This window comes from Pseudomonas sp. JV245A, from assembly GCF_032424515.1.
Taxonomy (GTDB): domain Bacteria; phylum Pseudomonadota; class Gammaproteobacteria; order Pseudomonadales; family Pseudomonadaceae; genus Aquipseudomonas; species Aquipseudomonas protegens.
Window position 1 is genome coordinate 1 of sequence record NZ_VYKE01000124.1, and the last position, 15,836, is coordinate 15,836.

14 protein-coding genes and 1 pseudogene are annotated in these 15,836 nt (G+C 63.6%); 4 read left to right on the forward strand and 11 right to left on the reverse strand.

The window, feature by feature from the left end:
- The first annotated feature begins 88 nt into the window (after positions 1-88).
- The gene (uraH, locus tag F6S12_RS24420; RefSeq protein WP_011058578.1) at positions 89-499 is read left to right on the forward strand and encodes a hydroxyisourate hydrolase; all 411 of its coding nucleotides are present in this window, start codon (positions 89-91) and stop codon (positions 497-499) included.
- Positions 500-584: 85 nt separating this feature from the next.
- On the opposite strand, the gene F6S12_RS24425 is transcribed toward uraH, so the two are convergent.
- The gene (locus tag F6S12_RS24425) at positions 585-1,271 is read right to left on the reverse strand and encodes a Crp/Fnr family transcriptional regulator (protein WP_161466431.1); all 687 of its coding nucleotides are present in this window, start codon (positions 1,269-1,271) and stop codon (positions 585-587) included.
- Positions 1,272-1,373: 102 nt separating this feature from the next.
- Between F6S12_RS24425 and F6S12_RS24430 the strand changes: the two genes are divergently transcribed.
- Positions 1,374-1,898: a DUF962 domain-containing protein gene (locus tag F6S12_RS24430; RefSeq protein WP_011058576.1), complete on the forward strand. Its 525-nt coding sequence runs from the start codon at positions 1,374-1,376 to the stop codon at positions 1,896-1,898.
- A 141-nt stretch (positions 1,899-2,039) separates the two neighbouring features.
- Here F6S12_RS24430 and F6S12_RS24435 read toward each other — a convergent pair whose 3' ends face one another.
- The 6 genes from F6S12_RS24435 to dibA form a co-directional block, all read right to left on the reverse strand.
- The gene (locus F6S12_RS24435) at positions 2,040-3,029 is read right to left on the reverse strand and encodes a sulfate/molybdate ABC transporter ATP-binding protein (protein ID WP_011058575.1); all 990 of its coding nucleotides are present in this window, start codon (positions 3,027-3,029) and stop codon (positions 2,040-2,042) included.
- A gap of 3 nt (positions 3,030-3,032) precedes the next feature.
- Positions 3,033-3,905 (reverse strand): sulfate ABC transporter permease subunit CysW, encoded by an 873-nt coding sequence (cysW, locus tag F6S12_RS24440; protein WP_011058574.1) that lies wholly within the window; start codon positions 3,903-3,905, stop codon positions 3,033-3,035.
- Between the two features lie 12 nt (positions 3,906-3,917).
- Positions 3,918-4,736 (reverse strand): sulfate ABC transporter permease subunit CysT, encoded by an 819-nt coding sequence (gene cysT / locus F6S12_RS24445; RefSeq protein WP_011058573.1) that lies wholly within the window; start codon positions 4,734-4,736, stop codon positions 3,918-3,920.
- 150 nt (positions 4,737-4,886) lie between these two features.
- Positions 4,887-5,897, reverse strand: a complete 1,011-nt coding sequence (locus F6S12_RS24450) for a sulfate ABC transporter substrate-binding protein (RefSeq protein WP_011058572.1) — start codon at positions 5,895-5,897, stop codon at positions 4,887-4,889.
- A 171-nt stretch (positions 5,898-6,068) separates the two neighbouring features.
- A complete protein-coding gene (gene oscA / locus F6S12_RS24455) occupies positions 6,069-6,251 on the reverse strand; it encodes a sulfur starvation response protein OscA (protein ID WP_011058571.1) in 183 nt (60 codons plus the stop codon).
- Between the two features lie 300 nt (positions 6,252-6,551).
- The gene (dibA, locus tag F6S12_RS24460) at positions 6,552-8,471 is read right to left on the reverse strand and encodes a phosphodiesterase DibA (protein ID WP_011058570.1); all 1,920 of its coding nucleotides are present in this window, start codon (positions 8,469-8,471) and stop codon (positions 6,552-6,554) included.
- A gap of 146 nt (positions 8,472-8,617) precedes the next feature.
- Between dibA and desA the strand changes: the two genes are divergently transcribed.
- The gene (desA, locus tag F6S12_RS24465; RefSeq protein ID WP_011058569.1) at positions 8,618-9,802 is read left to right on the forward strand and encodes a delta-9 fatty acid desaturase DesA; all 1,185 of its coding nucleotides are present in this window, start codon (positions 8,618-8,620) and stop codon (positions 9,800-9,802) included.
- Between the two features lie 216 nt (positions 9,803-10,018).
- The gene (locus F6S12_RS24470; RefSeq protein ID WP_011058568.1) at positions 10,019-11,011 is read left to right on the forward strand and encodes a GGDEF domain-containing protein; all 993 of its coding nucleotides are present in this window, start codon (positions 10,019-10,021) and stop codon (positions 11,009-11,011) included.
- Positions 11,012-11,117: 106 nt separating this feature from the next.
- On the opposite strand, the gene F6S12_RS24475 is transcribed toward F6S12_RS24470, so the two are convergent.
- The 4 genes and pseudogenes from F6S12_RS24475 to F6S12_RS24490 form a co-directional block, all read right to left on the reverse strand.
- The gene (locus F6S12_RS24475; protein WP_011058567.1) at positions 11,118-12,332 is read right to left on the reverse strand and encodes a response regulator; all 1,215 of its coding nucleotides are present in this window, start codon (positions 12,330-12,332) and stop codon (positions 11,118-11,120) included.
- A gap of 138 nt (positions 12,333-12,470) precedes the next feature.
- Positions 12,471-13,748, reverse strand: a complete 1,278-nt coding sequence (gabT, locus tag F6S12_RS24480) for a 4-aminobutyrate--2-oxoglutarate transaminase (protein ID WP_011058566.1) — start codon at positions 13,746-13,748, stop codon at positions 12,471-12,473.
- Between the two features lie 177 nt (positions 13,749-13,925).
- Positions 13,926-15,368, reverse strand: coding sequence for an NADP-dependent succinate-semialdehyde dehydrogenase (gene gabD / locus F6S12_RS24485; RefSeq protein ID WP_011058565.1), 1,443 nt, complete (start codon positions 15,366-15,368; stop codon positions 13,926-13,928).
- Between the two features lie 380 nt (positions 15,369-15,748).
- A pseudogene (locus F6S12_RS24490) lies at positions 15,749-15,836 on the reverse strand (R body protein RebB-like protein); the annotation flags it as partial.

Consider the following 15,836-nt stretch of genomic DNA (forward strand, 5'->3'; position numbering starts at 1 on the left):
TGCGCCCGCGTTGCGGTCGTTCGCAGCCTCGCGGGCTCGGCAGCGGCTACAGGTTCTGTTGTTTGTTCAATCGAGGAAGGAGTGGGGCATGAATGTTTTGCGTAATAGTCTGGCGGCCATCGGCCTGTGTGGTTTGTCGAGCCTGGCCCTGGCGGCAGGCAATCCGTTGAGCGTGCACGTGCTGAACCTGGAGAACGGCCTGCCATCGCCGGGGGTCAAGGTGACCCTGGAGCAGCAGGTGGGCCAGGACTGGAAGCCCTTGTCCGAAGGGGTGACCAATGAGCAGGGGCGGATTGCCGAGCTGTTTCCGGCGGGCCGGGCGCTGACGGCCGGCGAGTATCGGGTGGTGTTCAAGACCGGCGAGTACTTCAGGCAAGCCAAGCGCGAGACCTTCTTTCCGGAGATCCCGGTGATCTTCGAGGTCAGGCAGACCGAGCAGCATTACCACATTCCGTTGTTGCTCAGCCCTTATGGGTTCTCGACCTATCGTGGCTCGTAGGAACCGGCTGCCGGCGAAGGCGATCTCGCGGGCCTCTTCGCTGGCAAGCCAGTTTCTGCGGGAGGCAGGGATATCGCGGGGGGTTCTATGGCGAGGTCAGGGCGTGAAGGCGCTCGGTGTCGAGGATTTCGATCTCGCCATAGCTCAGGCGCAGGATGCCCTGGTGCTGCAGCTCCTTGAGGATCTGGTTGGTGGTCTGGCGCGACAGCGAGAGCATCAGCGCCAGTTGTTCCTGGGGCAGTTGCAGCACGCGGCGGGCCTGGGCCACTTCACCGTAGCCGGCGGCCATCGCCAGCAGGCGGCTGGCCACCCGCGCCGGGGCCGGCATCAGGCTCAACTGCTCCAGGTTGATAAAGGCCAGGCGCAGTTTGTGGCTCATCAGCAGGGCGAACTGGCGCCAGTATTGCGGCTGCTGCTCCAGTAGTTGCAGCAGATTCGCCTGCGGCACCTGGAGCAGGGTGCAGGCGCCCTCGGCGTAGGCATCGTGGGTACGGGGCTGGCCGTCGAACAGGCAGATCTCGCCGAACCAGTGGGGCGCTTCCATCAGGCTCAGCAAGGCCTCCTTGCCCTGCTCGCTGACCGCGCCCACCCGCACCGTGCCCTCGAGCACCGCGTACAGCCCGCAGGGCGGATCGCCGCGCCGGAACAGGCACTGCCCCGCCGTCAGCCGGCGCAGGCGCGCGCTGTCGAGCAAACTATTCTGTAAGGAAGCCGGCAGGTGGCTGAACCACTGGCCGGTCATCAGGCATTCACGCCACTGGTGCAGGTCCATGAACAGGTCTTTCCCTCAGGGCAACGCAATGATTGTCGCCTAGCTGACAGAGCCGAGCACCGCCGCCGGGCATGATCGAGCCACCCTAACGGAGGAACAACAATGAAAAGCCTCGTTGATCATCTCAGTCAATACGCCGCCTACCACCGCGATCCGCGCAATATCGCCAGCCACTTTATCGGCATTCCAATGATCGTGGTGGCGGTGGCCGTGCTGTTGTCGCGTCCCGCCTGGAGCATGGCCGGGCTGTCGTGGTCGCCGGCGTTGCTGCTGGCCCTGGCCGCGTCAGTGTTCTACCTGCGCCTGGAAGTGCGCCTGGGGGTGCTGATGACGGTGCTGATGGCGCTATCGGTGTGGGCCGGCCAGGTGCTGGCGGCGCAAAGTACCGGACTCTGGCTGAGCAGCGGCCTGGGCCTGTTCGTGATCGGGTGGGTGATCCAGTTCATCGGCCATTACTACGAGGGCCGCAAGCCGGCCTTTGTCGATGATCTGTCGGGTTTGATCGTCGGTCCGCTGTTCGTGGTGGCCGAACTGGCGTTCCTGCTGGGGCTGCGCCACGACTTGAAACAGGCCATCGAGCAGCGCTCGGGCCCGGTGGCCCTGCGGCACAAGAAAGCCATGATCTGAAGCCCGGGAACGCTTCGGGAATATTGGGCCGGCCCCCGCAGGAGCCGGCTTGCCGGCGAAGAGGCCTTCGAGCCAGGTGCAAACCTGAAGGACGCTTTCGCTGGCAAGCCAGCTCCTACAGCGGGCGTGATGTCGGCGGGGTCAGAGGCTGGCGTGTTTCTGCCAGACCTTGGGCTTGAAGAACAGGGTTTCGCCACGGGCCAGGCCGATCAGGCTATCGTGGTCCTTCACCACTTCGGCTTCGATCAGTTCGCTCTGCCCTTCCACCTTCAGGGTCACCCGGGTGGTGGCCCCCAGCGGACGGATATCCCGCACTTCGGCGGCGTGGTGGTCTTCCAGTTCGGAACGCGACAGCGACACTTCGTGAGGCCGGAACAGCACGTGGTTGTCCTCCCCCAGGTGCAGGCGGTTGGAGTCGCCGAGGAAGTGGTAGACGAAGTCGCTGGCCGGGTTCTCGTAGACCTCGCCCGGGGAACCGATCTGCTCGATCACGCCCTTGTTCATCACCACGATGCGGTCGGCCACTTCCATGGCTTCTTCCTGGTCGTGGGTAACGAATACCGAAGTCAGGTTGATGTCTTCGTGCAGCCGCGCCAGCCAGCGCCGCAGCTCCTTGCGCACCTTGGCGTCGAGGGCGCCGAAGGGTTCGTCCAGCAGCAGCACCTTGGGCTCCACCGCCAGGGCGCGGGCCAGGGCGATACGCTGGCGCTGGCCGCCGGAGAGCTGTTCCGGGTAACGGTCTGAGAGCCAGTCCAGCTGCACCATGTTCAGCAGCTCGTGGACCTTCTCGGCGATCTTGCTCTCGCTGGGGCGCTGGTTCTTCGGCTTCATGCGCAGGCCGAAGGCAACGTTGTCGAACACGCTCATGTGGCGGAACAGGGCGTAGTGCTGGAACACGAAACCGACGTTGCGATCACGCACGTCGTGGCCCGAGACATCCTCGCCGTGGAACACGATGCTGCCTTGGTCCGGGGTTTCCAGCCCGGCGATGATCCGCAGCAGGGTGGTCTTGCCGCAGCCGGACGGGCCCAGCAGGGCCACCAGCTCGCCGCTCTGGATGTCCAGGTTGATGCTGTTCAGGGCCTTGAAGGCGTTGAAGTTCTTGCTGACGTTACGGACTTCGATCGACATGACTTATTCCTCCGCGGCGCTGGCGCGCAGGCGGTTGATTCGGGATTCGCTCCACTGCTTGAGCAGCAGGATGAACAACGCAAGGATCAGCAACAGGCTGGCGACGGCAAAGGCGGCGACGTGGTTGTACTCGTTGTAGAGGATTTCCACGTGCAGCGGCAGGGTGTTGGTGACCCCGCGAATGTGCCCGGAAACCACCGACACCGCGCCGAACTCACCCATGGCCCGGGCGGTACACAGCACCACGCCGTAGATCAGGCCCCATTTGATGTTGGGCACGGTGACGTGCCAGAACATCTGCCAGCCATTGGCCCCCAGCAACCTGGCGGCCTCCTCTTCCTGGGTGCCCTGCTCCTGCATCAGCGGGATCAGTTCCCGGGCAACGAAGGGCACGGTGACGAAGATGGTGGCCAGGACAATGCCCGGCAAGGCGAAGACGATCTGGATGTCGTGGTCCGAAAGCCACGGGCCGAACAGGCCCTGGGCGCCGAACATCAGCACATAGACCAGGCCGGCGATCACCGGCGACACCGAGAACGGCAGGTCGATCAGGGTCACCAGGATGCTCTTGCCGCGGAACGAGTACTTGCTCACGCACCAGGCCGCGCTGACCCCGAACACCAGGTTCAGGGGCACCGAGATCAGCACCGCGATCACCGTGAGTTTCAGCGCCGACAGGGCGTCGGGCTCGAAGATCGCATCGAAGAACGCCCCCAGGCCGAGCTTCAGGCCCTGGGACACCACGATGAACAGCGGCAGCAGCAGGAACAGGGCGAAGATCAGCCAGCCGAGGCCGATCAGCAGGCGCCGCGAGGTGGCGCTGCCACGGCGGGCGGCGTTGGCGGAGGACGCGGCGGAAATGGACGATTGGGACATGGTCGCGCCTCCTTAAGGTCGTTCGATGCGCCGCTGCAGCAGGTTGATCAGCAGCAGCAGAATGAAGGAAACCACCAGCATCAGCACGCCGATGGAAGTGGCGCCGGTGTAATCGTACTGGTCGAGCTTGACCATGATCAGCAGGGGCAGGATCTCGGTCTTCATCGGCATGTTGCCGGCGATGAAGATCACCGAACCGTACTCGCCCACGCCCCGGGCAAAGGCCAGGGCAAAACCGGTGAGCCAGGCCGGCAGCAGGGCCGGTACCAGGATATGGCGGAACACCTGCCACGGCTTGGCACCCAGGCAGGCGGCGGCTTCTTCCACTTCACGGGGGATGTCCGCCAGCACCGGCTGCACCGTGCGCACCACGAATGGCAGGGTGACGAAGGTCAGTGCCAGGGTGATGCCCAGGGGGGTGTAGGCGATCTTGAAACCCAGGTCGGTGGCGAACTGCCCCACCAGGCCGGTGGGCGCGTAGAGCGCGGTCAGGGCAATGCCCGCCACGGCGGTGGGCAGGGCGAATGGCAGGTCGATCATGGCATCGATGATCTTGCGCCCGGGGAAGCTGTAGCGCACCAGGACCCAGGCCAGCAGGGTGCCGATGACGCCGTTGATGATGGCCGCATACAACGCGGTACCGAAGCTCAGCTTGAGCGCGGCGAGCACCCGTGGCGCCGAAATGATCGCCCAGAACTGTTCCCAGGTAAGTTGCGCGGCATGCACGAACATCGCCGCCAGGGGGATGAGCACAATCAGGCTGAGGTACACCAAGGTGTAGCCCAGCGTCAGCCCGAAGCCGGGTATGACGGGGGAGATACGACGCGACATAAGAGTCCTTGGTTAACGAAACGGATACGCAAAACCCGCAACTCAATGCGGGCTCTGCCTGGTAGGAGCCGGCTTGCCGGCCAAAGGGCCCGCAAGTCGTGCTTTGCCCTCAGGGGCGCCTTCGCTGGCAAGCCAGCCCCTACAACAGGGTTATTGCGCCGTGTAGATCTGGTCGAACACGCCACCGTCATTGAAGAATTTCGGTTGGGCAGTTTTCCAGCCGCCGAAGTCCTTGTCGATAGTTACCAGGTCCAGTTTCGGGAACTGCTGGGCATATTTGGCGGCGATGTCCTTGTCCCGTGGGCGGTAGAAGTTCTTCGCGGCAATTTCCTGGCCGGCCGGGCTGTACAGGTGCTTGAGGTAGGCCTCGGCGATCTGGGTGTTGCCTTTCTTCTCGGCGTTCTTGTCCACCACCGCCACCGGTGGCTCGGCGAGGATCGACAGCGAAGGCACGACGATATCGAACTTGTCGGCGCCGCCGTCTTCCTTGAGGGCCAGGAAAGCTTCGTTTTCCCAGGCCAGCAGCACGTCGCCCTGGCCGTTGTTGACGAAGGTGATGGTCGAACCGCGAGCACCGGTGTCCAGCACCGGTACGTGCTTGAACAGTTCCTTGACGTATTCCTGAGCTTTGGCCTCACTGCCACCGGCCTTCAGGCCGTAGGCCCAGGCGGCGAGGAAGTTCCAGCGTGCACCACCGGACGTTTTCGGGTTCGGGGTGATCACCGAGACGTCTTTCTTGATCAGGTCGCCCCAATCCTTGATGCCCTTGGGGTTGCCCTTGCGCACCAGGAACACGATGGTCGAGGTGTAGGGCGTGCTGGCGTCGGGCAGGCGCTTCTGCCAGTCCGCCGGCAGGGTCTTGCCGAGCTTGGCGATTTCGTCGATGTCACCGGCCAGGGCCAGGGTCACCACGTCGGCGCGCAGGCCGTCGATCACCGCCCGGCCCTGCTTGCCCGAGCCACCGTGGGATTGCTGGATCTTCACGTTGTCGCCCGGGTGGTCCTTCTTCCAGAAGTTCACGAACTCGGCGTTGTAATCCTGGTACAGCTCACGGGTCGGGTCATAGGACACATTGAGCAGCTCATAGTCCTTGGCAACGGCGGAACCGGCGAAAACGGCGCTGGCGAGGGCGGCCAGGGCATAACGGCGAATCGACGACATGGTGAAGCTCCTGAAATTTTTTAAGGTGCTGGCATTTTTCTTATGGCGATTTCAGCCCGCATTCGAAAAGGAACGCTGGGATTCGTGCAGGGGGTCATGGATGACGCCCTCCGGTTGACCAGTCGGGCCTCTCGTTCGCGAGAGGGTGACGCGGTGTTCAGCGAGGTACTTTCAACTCGGTTTGTGGCCAGGCTGCTGCAGACGGAATTTTTCCTTGCGTTCGATCTGCACGACCTGGGCGTTGTGCACGGTGATTTCCACCGCACCGAAGCGCAGGTCGCGCAGTGCGCTTTGAATTTCCCGCAAGATGGTTGCTTCGTCCTGGCCGTCAACGCTACGTAGAGATGCGCTCATGGTGTTGCTCCTGAGTGGGATGTGCCTGGCAGTGGCGGCACTGCTTGCGGCGTGGGAGCAATACTAGATAGGGCCGGATATTCTTAAAAATACTATTTAAGAATGTTTATATAACCAGAAGAAATTATTCGAGCTGACAGCAGCTTAGCCCCAACCCTGTAGCCGCTGCCGAGCTTCAGCGAGGCTGCGCAAAGGCCCCCAGGGCCTTGCCTGGCGCCTTTGCGCCAAACCTCAACACCGCGCCTGCCACGTCGGTATGCCGCCCAAACCGTTCGCAGCCTGCGCCAGCGGCTACAGGGATCAACGGATCTGCGGGGCGTTGCTCCAGACCAGTTGCGCCGCCGGCATCGGCCGGCCGAACCAGTAGCCCTGGCCCAGGTCGCAGGCGTGTTCCAGAAGGAAACGCGCCTGTTCCACCTGCTCGATACCCTCGGCATGCACCTGCATGCCCATGCTCTGGGCCAGGGCAATGATTACCCGGGATATCGCTGCATCGTCCTCGTCGAACGGCAGGCCGGCGACAAAACCCTGGTCGATCTTGAGCTTCTGCACCGGCAGGCGCTTGAGCCGCAGCAGGGAGGAGTAGCCCGTGCCGAAGTCGTCGATGGCCAGGCGAATACCCAGCTCGCGCAAACGGTGCATCTGCTCCAGGGCCACTTCGGGATCGTCCATCACCGCGCTTTCGGTGACTTCCAGCTCCAGGTAGGCCGGGTCCAGCCCGGTCTCGTGCAGCACCTGGGCCACCTGCTGGTACAGCTCGCTGCGGGCGAACAGGCGGGTCGAGACATTCACCGCGATAAACGACAGCACCACGCCATCGGCCTGCCACTGGCACATCTGCCGGCAAGCCTGCTGCATGACCCAGGCATCGATCTCGGCAATCATCCCGGTGCGCTCGGCAATCGGTATGAACTCCGCCGGCGACACCAGCCCGCGCTCGGGATGCTCCCAGCGCACCAGGGCCTCGACGCCTACCAGGCGGCTGGTCTTGAGGTCGTGCACCGGCTGGTAATAGACCCGCAGTTCCTGCTGGTCCAGGGCGCGGCGCAGCTCGAAGGCGATTTCCACCCGCTGCTGGGCATGGGCGGTGAGCTCCTCGGTGTACAGGGCGTAACCGTTGCGCCCGGCGCTTTTGGCCTTGAACAGCGCCGCATCGGCGTTGCGCAGCAGTTGGCTGGCACTCAACGCGTCGCTGGGAAACAGGCTGATACCGATACTGGCGTTGATCACCACCTGCTGCTCGCCGAGCTGGAAGGGCTCCTTGAGGCCGTCGATGATGCGCTGGGCCAGGGCCGCCGCCTGCACCAGCTGCGGGCAGCTTTCGGCCAGCACCGCGAACTCGTCGCCGCCCAGGCGCGCCAGGGTGATGCCCGGGCCGAACATCCCGCCCAGGCGCTCGGCAACCGCCTTGAGCAGTTGGTCGCCGACGTTGTGCCCCAGGCTGTCGTTGATCATCTTGAAGTGGTCCAGATCGATCATCAGCATGGCGCAGCCGCGCTTGTGGATCTGCGCCGAAGCCAGGGCCTGTTCGGCACGGTCGGTGAACAGCAGGCGGTTGGGCAGGTCGGTCAGCGGATCGTGATGGGCCAGGTGAGCCAGCTCGTGCTCGGAATCCTTGATCGCGCTGATGTCGGAAAATACCGCAACGTAATGAGTCAGCTCGCCCTGCTCATCGCGGATCGCGCGGATGGTCTGCCATTGCGGGTAGATCTCGCCGCTCTTGCGCCGATTCCAGATTTCACCGCTCCACTCATCGGTCTTCTGCAACGAGTCGAACATCGATTGATAGAACTGCGCCGAATGATGCCCGGACTTGAACAGGCTCGGCTGGCGGCCCAGCACCTCTTCGCGCTGGTAGCCGGTGATTTCGATGAAGGCGCGGTTGACGTGGACGATCTGCCCCTGGGTATCGCTCACCAGCACCCCTTCGCGGGTGCAGTCGAACACCGCCGCCGCCTGGCGCAGGCGCTCGCGGTCCTTCTGCTGGTGGCGCAGCCAGCGATCGGCCCCCAACACCCGCAGCAGACGGGCCCGGGCGAAGAAGATCAGCACCGCGCTGACCACCGCCCAGGCATAGCCGCCAACCAGTTGCCAATGGGCCCGATCGGAAAACTCATCGAAGAAACTGCTCAATAAGTAACCACTGAACTGCAACCAGACCAGCGACAACAGCAGATAGAGCAGCGCGGCACGCAAACCATTGCGATAAGAAACCGACATAAGTCCGTCTATTTCCACACGAAAAGTTTGGGATTATAGAGGAAGAAACATTCCGCCACTCTTATCTGAAAGGGCGACTGGTTTTCTCAGTGGGCTTGGTGATAATGCCTGGGCTGTTTTTTTCTTTATCGAGGGCCTTATCGCCTATGTGGTACGAAGGTTTACTTGGCTTGTCCGCCTGGCAACTGGTGGCAGTCACCCTGTTGATGACCCACGTGACCATTGTCGCGGTCACGGTCTATCTGCATCGCTATTCCGCGCACCGTTCCCTGGAACTCAACGCCGGCCTGAAACATTTCTTCCGCTTCTGGCTGTGGCTGACCACGGCGCAGAACACCCGCGAGTGGACCGCCATCCACCGCAAGCACCACGCCAAGTGCGAAACCGCCGACGACCCCCACAGCCCGGTGGTCAAGGGCCTGTCCACCGTACTGCGCAAGGGCGCAGAGCTGTATCGCGAAGAGGCGAAGAACCCGGAGACCCTGCGCATCTACGGCAAGAACTGCCCGGAAGACTGGATCGAACGCAACCTCTACAGCCGCTACAAGCTGGGCGGCGTGGCGCTGATGGCAGCCATCGACCTGCTGCTGTTCGGCACCATCGGCATCACCATCTGGGCCATCCAGATGATGTGGATTCCGTTCTGGGCCGCCGGGGTCATCAATGGCCTGGGGCATGCGGTGGGCTACCGCAACTTCGAATGCCGCGACGCCGCCACCAACCTGGTGCCCTGGGGCATCATCGTCGGCGGCGAAGAGCTGCACAACAACCACCACACCTACCCCAACTCGGCCAAGCTCTCGGTGAAGAAGTGGGAGTTCGACCTGGGCTGGGCCTGGATCAAGGTCTTCAGCTTCCTGCGTCTGGCCAGGGTCCAGCGCGTGGCGCCCATCGCCCACCGGGTCGAAGGCAAGGGCCACCTGGACATGGACACCGCCATGGCCATCCTCAACAACCGGTTCCAGATCATGGCCCAGTACCGCAAGCTGGTGATCGGCCCGCTGGTGAAACAGGAACTGGCCAAGGTCGATCATTCGGTGCGCCACCAGTTCCACCGCGCCAAGCGCCTGCTGTCCCGGGAAACCAGCCTGCTGGAAGACCGCCACCACCTGCGCATCCAGAGCATGCTGGAGCACAGCCAGGCCTTGAAGGTGATCTACGAGAAGCGTCTGGCCCTGCAGCAGATCTGGGTCAAGACCAGCTCCAACGGCCACGACATGCTCGCGGCCATCAAGGATTGGGTACACGAGGCCGAGGCCAGCGGCATTCAGTCCCTGCGTGATTTCGCCCATCAGCTCAAGACCTATTCCCTGCGTCCCACCACCGCCTGACCCCAGCCCCTCGCCACTCCCGTGGCGAGGGGCTGCCCTTCTGAAATCAAGCCTTGCAGGCCCCTCTCGACCGTCTGGCGGGCGCTCGCGCTATCGCTGTAGCGGCCGGGAACTTAGCGCCCGATCCCCTATCTCAAACAACACTTCGCCACCCAGGCGGGCTTGGTTGTAGCCGCTGCCTAACGGCGCGCGGCACGCCCTTTGAGATCTGTGCCGATGGTCAACAAGAACCCACACACTCCCTCTGCGCTTCCACAGTGGCCCGAAGCCGCGCAAACCCTGATGGCCCTGATGCATGCACAGGGCGAAGTGGCCCGCCTGACCGAACGCGAGCAGCTGTTCAGCTCGCTGCTGGTCAGTGTCAACGCGGTGCTCTGGGCCTTCGACTGGGACAGCCGCCAGGTGCTGTACGTCAGCCCGGCCTATGAACGGATCTTCGGTCGCCCCGCAGGCCTGCTCCTGGCGGACTGCAATCAATGGCGCGACAGCATCTACCCCGATGACCTGGAGTATGCCGAGCGCAGCCTGGCCCAGGTCCTGGAAAAGGGCGCGGTGGAAGATCGCGAATACCGCATCATCGATGCCCAGGGCCAGGTGCGCTGGCTCAGCGACAAATGCTTCATCAACCGCAATGCCGAGCCCGGGCAACGCCTGATCGTGGTCGGCATTGCCGAAGACATCACCGAAAAGAAGCAGCTGGAAACCGAGTTGCAACGCCTGGCCACCACCGACGTGCTGACCCAGAGCAGCAACCGTCGGCACTTCTTCGAATGCGCCAACCGCGAGTTCGAGCAGGCGCGCCTGCAAGGCTCGTCCCTGGCCTTCCTGCTGCTGGATATCGATGACTTCAAAGTGATCAACGACACCTACGGCCACCCCGAAGGCGACATCGTCCTGCAGCGCATCGCCGAAAGCGGGCGCGCGGCCCTGCGTCGCGGCGACCTGTTCGGGCGGATCGGTGGCGAGGAGTTCGCCGCGGTTTTTCCCGGCTGCACCGCGGACATGGCCCGCCAGGTGGCCGAGCGCCTGCAACGGGAGATCCAGCGCCAGAATTTCAGCCACCAGGGCCAGACGTTCACCATCACCGTGAGCCAGGGCCTGACCGGCCTGCTGGCGGAAGACGAAAGCCTGGACAACCTGTTCGCCCGCGCCGACAGCGCCATGTACGAAGCCAAGCGCCAGGGCAAGAACCGCATCATCACCGGATAAACCCGCGATCACTCGCCCGTAGGAGCTGGCTGGCCCGCGAAGGCGCCCGCAAGGCTTGCACAAGACTCCAAGGCCTCTTCGCCGGCCAGCCGGCTCCTACAGTGGTTCAGCCCTTGCGCAGGCGGGTCAGTTCCGGCAGCCCGACCTTCAGCAGCCGCGCGGTCTTGCAGCGCGCGATCTCTTCCACCCCTTCGTGCTCGGTCAGCCGCGCCAGCTGCGCCGCCAGGTTCATCACCAGTGCCTCGCGGGAATACACCCCACCGCCCAACTGGTAGATCGAGGCAATCAGTTCCCGCAGTTCAAGGGGCATGCGCCAGCGGGTCCGCAGCGCCGAGCCGTAGGCCGCGCCAAAGCGCTCCAGGGCATCGCCGATTTCTTCCTGGTCGTCCAGCTCGCCGCCGGCCTGTTTCCACTCCTGCAGGCAACGCAGCAGCGCCAGGTCGCCCAGGCGATGCAGTAGCCCGGCGCAGTAGCAGCGCTCCTGGTCCAGGTCCAGCAGGCGCGCCAGGGTCCGGCCGTATTCCGCGGTATGCAGGGACAGCTCCCAATAGCGCTCGGCATAGTCGGCCAGGGCCGGATCGCTCAGGCGCGCGCTGCGCTTGAGGGTCAGGCCGAGGATCAGGTTCATGCTCTGCCCGGTGCCCAGCCGATGCAGGGCCTGGGACAGGGTCTGCACGCCGTCGCCATGGTGCTGCGCGGCGCTGTTGGCTGCAGCGATCAGCACCGCGGTGACCTGGGGATCGGTGCGGATCTCTTCCTCCAGCACCTTGAGATCCAGGCCTTCGGGGTTGAGGCTGCGCTTGACCGCCAGTTGCACATCGGTGAGCAGCGGCGCGCCGTCGGCCACATCGCGCCGGCGTTCGAGAAAGGGCCACAGGGTCATGCCCGGCGCCAGGGCCGGCACCTCGCAGGAGACTTCCTGGCCGGCGTCCAGCAGCAGGCCCTGCAGGCGCTGGGTCAGCCCCTCCATGTTCAGGGGCTTGGTCAGGTAGGCAGTGGGCGCCAGGGGCAAGGCCTCGCGCACGCTGGCGCTGTCGCTGCGCACGCTCAGCAGGATGAACGGCTGCACCGGGTTGCGCTTGCGCTGGCGCACCGCGCGCAACAGCGACAGGCCATCGATGCCCGGCAGCTCCCAATCGGCAATGATCAGGTCATAGGGTTTGGCGCTCAGCAGGTCCATGGCCTCCTGACCGTCGGCACACAAGTCCAGACGCGCATCACAGCGCACGTTCAACAGCACTTGCTTGAGCAAATCACGAGACCAGGGATCAGCCTCGGCAATCAGCACGCGAGGTACAGCGGGTAAATCAACAGCGGTCATGCAGCACGCTCCCTAGGCAATCCCTTGCACCTTAGTCAATGCACGGGCTTCCATACAGCGCAAATCCCGCTGGAGCCGCTTGAGGGCGAAAAAAAACCCGCCGAAGCGGGTTTTTCTGTCGATCAGGTCACAGCGTCATCAGAGTTCAGCGAAGCACTCTTCGATGATGGCCAGGCCTTTGTCCAGCTGGGCATCCGGCGAGGTCAGCGGTACCAGAACCCGCAGAACGTTGCCGTAGGTGCCGCAGGACAGCAGGATCAGCCCCTTGTCGCGAGCCTTGGCCACGACCTGGGCCACGGCAGCGGCGTTCGGCTTGTGGCTGTCGCCATTCTCGAACAGTTCCACCGCGATCATCGCGCCCAGGGCACGCACTTCACCGATCACCGGGTACTTGGCCTGGATGGCCTTGAGGCCGGTCACCAGGCGCTCGCCAACAGCCTTGCAGCGATCCAGCAGGTGCTCTTCCTCGAACACTTCCATCACCGCCAGGGCCGCCGCACAGGCGATCGGGCTACCGGCGTAGGTGCCGCCCAGGCCGCCTGGAGCGATGGCGTCCATGTACTCGGCCTTGCCGCAGACACCGGCCAGCGGGAAGCCGCCGGCGATGGACTTGGCGAAGGTGGTCAGGTCGGCGGTAACGCCCATCTGTTCCATGGCGAAGAAGGTGCCGGTACGGCCAGCGCCGGTCTGCACTTCGTCAGCGATCAGCAGGATGCCGTGCTGGTCGCACAGGGCGCGCAGGCGCTTCATGAACTCTTTGGGCGCGACGTAGAAGCCGCCTTCGCCCTGCACCGGCTCGATGATGATCGCGGCGATATCACGAGGCTCGGCGTCGTTCTTGAAGATGCGTTCGATGCTGGCGATGGAGTCGTCGATGCTCACGCCGTGCAGTTCATTCGGGTACAGCGCGCGGAAGATGCCGCCTGGCATCAGGCCCATGCCGGCCGAGTAAGGCACGACCTTGCCGGTCAGGCCCAGGGTCATCATGGTGCGGCCGTGGTAGGCGCCGGTGAAGGCGATCACGCCGGCGCGGCCAGTGGCGGCACGGGCGATCTTCACGGCGTTCTCTACGGCTTCGGAGCCGGTGGTCACCAGCAGGGTTTTCTTGGCGAAATCACCTGGCACCTTGGCGTTGATTTTCTCGCACAGCTCCACGTAAGGCTCGTAGGCCAGGACCTGGAAGCAGGTGTGGGTCAGCTTGTTCAGTTGCTCGGTCACTGCGGCGATGATCTTCGGGTGCACGTGACCGGTGTTCAGTACCGCGATACCGCCGGCGAAGTCGATGAACTCGCGGCCTTCAACGTCGGTGACGGTGGCGTTCTTCGCGCTGTCGGCGAAGATCGGGTGAATCTGGCCAACACCGCGCGGTACAGCGGCTTCACGGCGTTTCATCAAAGATGCGTTGGTCTTGCTCATAGTGTCCTCATTCACCGCTGCGGCAGCGGTGTGATTCAAGGGTTGCGGGGCGGGGAAGCGCCTGCGACAGCATGCGATGATCGACTGTCGGAGCGGTCCCGGGCCACCTTGAAAAGTGCGTTTTTTAAAGCTGCGCAGGGGGACAGCGCTCTCGTGCCCCCGGCGCTTGAAACCGGATCAGATACCCAGGCAGAGGTATTTGATTTCCAGGTAATCCTCGATCCCGTACTTGGAACCTTCACGGCCCAGGCCCGAGGCCTTGATGCCGCCGAACGGCGCCACTTCGTTGGAGATCAGGCCGGTGTTGACCCCGACCATGCCGTATTCCAGGGCCTCGGCCACACGGAACACACGGCCCAGGTCGCGGGCATAGAAGTACGAGGCCAGGCCGAATTCGGTGTCGTTGGACATGGCGATGACTTCGGCTTCGTCTTTGAAGCGGAACAGCGGCGCCAGTGGGCCAAAGGTTTCTTCCTTGGCCACGGCTGCATCCTTGGGCACGTTGACCAGGATGGTCGGCTCGAAGAAGTTGCCTTCCATGGACTTGCCGCCGGCCAGCAGGGTCGCGCCTTTTTTCAGGGCGTCGGCGATGTGTTCCTGGACCTTGGCCACGGCTTTTTCGTCGATCAGCGGGCCAGTGGTGGTGCCTTCTTCCAGGCCGTTGCCGATCTTCAGCTTGGCCACTGCTGCCTTCAATTTCTCGGCGAAGGCGTCGTAGACCGAATCCTGGATGTACAGGCGGTTGGCGCAGACGCAGGTCTGGCCGTTGTTGCGGTACTTGGAGATGATCGCGCCTTCGACGGCCTTATCCAGGTCCGCGTCGTCGAACACGATGAACGGCGCGTTGCCGCCCAGCTCCAGGGAGACTTTCTTGATGTCCTTGGCGCATTCGGCCATCAGCTGGCGACCGATCTCGGTGGAGCCGGTGAACGACAGCTTGCGCACGATCGGGTTGCTGGTGAGCTCGCCGCCGATGTCGCCGGCGCTGCCGGTGACCACACTCAGCACGCCTTTCGGGATGCCGGCACGGTGCGCCAGTTCCACCAGGGCCAGGGCCGAGAACGGGGTTTGCGAAGCGGGCTTGATGACCATGGTGCAACCGGCGGCCAGGGCCGGGCCGGCTTTACGGGTGATCATCGCCGCCGGGAAGTTCCACGGGGTGATGGCCGCGGTCACGCCGATCGGCTGCTTGATCACGATCAGGCGCTTGTCGGGCTGGTGGCCGGGAATCACGTCACCGTAGATGCGCTTGGCTTCTTCGGCGAACCATTCGATGAAGGAGGCGGCGTAGGCGATTTCGCCCTTGGCTTCGGCCAGCGGCTTACCCTGCTCCAGGGTCATCAGGCGACCCAGGTCGTCCTGGTTCTCGATCAGCAATTCATACCAGCGGCGCAGCTTGGTGGCGCGCTCCTTGGCAGTCAGGGCACGCCAGGCCGGCAGGGCCTTGTCGGCGGCCTCGATGGCGCGGCGGGTTTCGGCAGCGCCCATCTTTGGCACGGTACCGAGGATTTCACCGGTAGCGGGGTTGTTGACCTTGATCGTCTGGCCGTTGTCCGCGTCGACCCAAGCTCCATCGATGAAGGCTTGTTGGCGGAACAACTGGGCGTCTTTGAGCTGCATGTCGGCTTCCTTAACAGCACCGCGCATACGCGGGGCGAATTGTGATTGTAGAAAGGCGCCAGGTCAGGAGGAGAGCGCCGGGGCGCTGTCACCAGCCCGTGGCCAGGCTGCCGTCAGGAAAATCGTTCACTGGGTAAAAGCACGAAAAAGTCGCACACAAGAATAGACGTGCGTTTGGGCACCCAGGCAAGAGCGTTTGAAATCTCAAACGAATCCTAGGGTCAACGGGGGTAAAGGACAATAGGCTGTTCGAAAAAAAGAACGTAAAGGCGCCTAGCGGTAAAAAATCCGCTTCAACCTCCCATGCCGCCGGGCAAAAGACAACGCCCCCGCAGCCTATGGCAGGCGGCGGGGGCGCTGGCATGGCGCCTGTGGAACGGTCAGCTACTGAACGACTTGAGCACCGTCAACAGGCTGGTGAGGTTGTCGGCCACACCGCCCTGGGCGACTTTCTCGGTGGCCGACGCA

What these genes read in the sequence shown, in the direction of transcription:
- cysW (WP_011058574.1), bottom strand. Translation starts at nt 3,905, where the DNA reads ATGTCCCAATCGTCCATTTCCGCCGCGTCCTCCGCCAACGCCGCCCGC.
- F6S12_RS24435 (WP_011058575.1), bottom strand. Translation starts at nt 3,029, where the DNA reads ATGTCGATCGAAGTCCGTAACGTCAGCAAGAACTTCAACGCCTTCAAG.
- cysT (WP_011058573.1), bottom strand. Translation starts at nt 4,736, where the DNA reads ATGTCGCGTCGTATCTCCCCCGTCATACCCGGCTTCGGGCTGACGCTG.
- desA (WP_011058569.1), top strand. Translation starts at nt 8,618, where the DNA reads ATGTGGTACGAAGGTTTACTTGGCTTGTCCGCCTGGCAACTGGTGGCA.
- gabT (WP_011058566.1), bottom strand. Translation starts at nt 13,748, where the DNA reads ATGAGCAAGACCAACGCATCTTTGATGAAACGCCGTGAAGCCGCTGTA.
- F6S12_RS24430 (WP_011058576.1), top strand. Translation starts at nt 1,374, where the DNA reads ATGAAAAGCCTCGTTGATCATCTCAGTCAATACGCCGCCTACCACCGC.
- dibA (WP_011058570.1), bottom strand. Translation starts at nt 8,471, where the DNA reads ATGTCGGTTTCTTATCGCAATGGTTTGCGTGCCGCGCTGCTCTATCTG.
- gabD (WP_011058565.1), bottom strand. Translation starts at nt 15,368, where the DNA reads ATGCAGCTCAAAGACGCCCAGTTGTTCCGCCAACAAGCCTTCATCGAT.
- F6S12_RS24470 (WP_011058568.1), top strand. Translation starts at nt 10,019, where the DNA reads ATGGTCAACAAGAACCCACACACTCCCTCTGCGCTTCCACAGTGGCCC.
- F6S12_RS24425 (WP_161466431.1), bottom strand. Translation starts at nt 1,271, where the DNA reads ATGGACCTGCACCAGTGGCGTGAATGCCTGATGACCGGCCAGTGGTTC.
- F6S12_RS24450 (WP_011058572.1), bottom strand. Translation starts at nt 5,897, where the DNA reads ATGTCGTCGATTCGCCGTTATGCCCTGGCCGCCCTCGCCAGCGCCGTT.
- F6S12_RS24475 (WP_011058567.1), bottom strand. Translation starts at nt 12,332, where the DNA reads ATGACCGCTGTTGATTTACCCGCTGTACCTCGCGTGCTGATTGCCGAG.
- oscA (WP_011058571.1), bottom strand. Translation starts at nt 6,251, where the DNA reads ATGAGCGCATCTCTACGTAGCGTTGACGGCCAGGACGAAGCAACCATC.
- uraH (WP_011058578.1), top strand. Translation starts at nt 89, where the DNA reads ATGAATGTTTTGCGTAATAGTCTGGCGGCCATCGGCCTGTGTGGTTTG.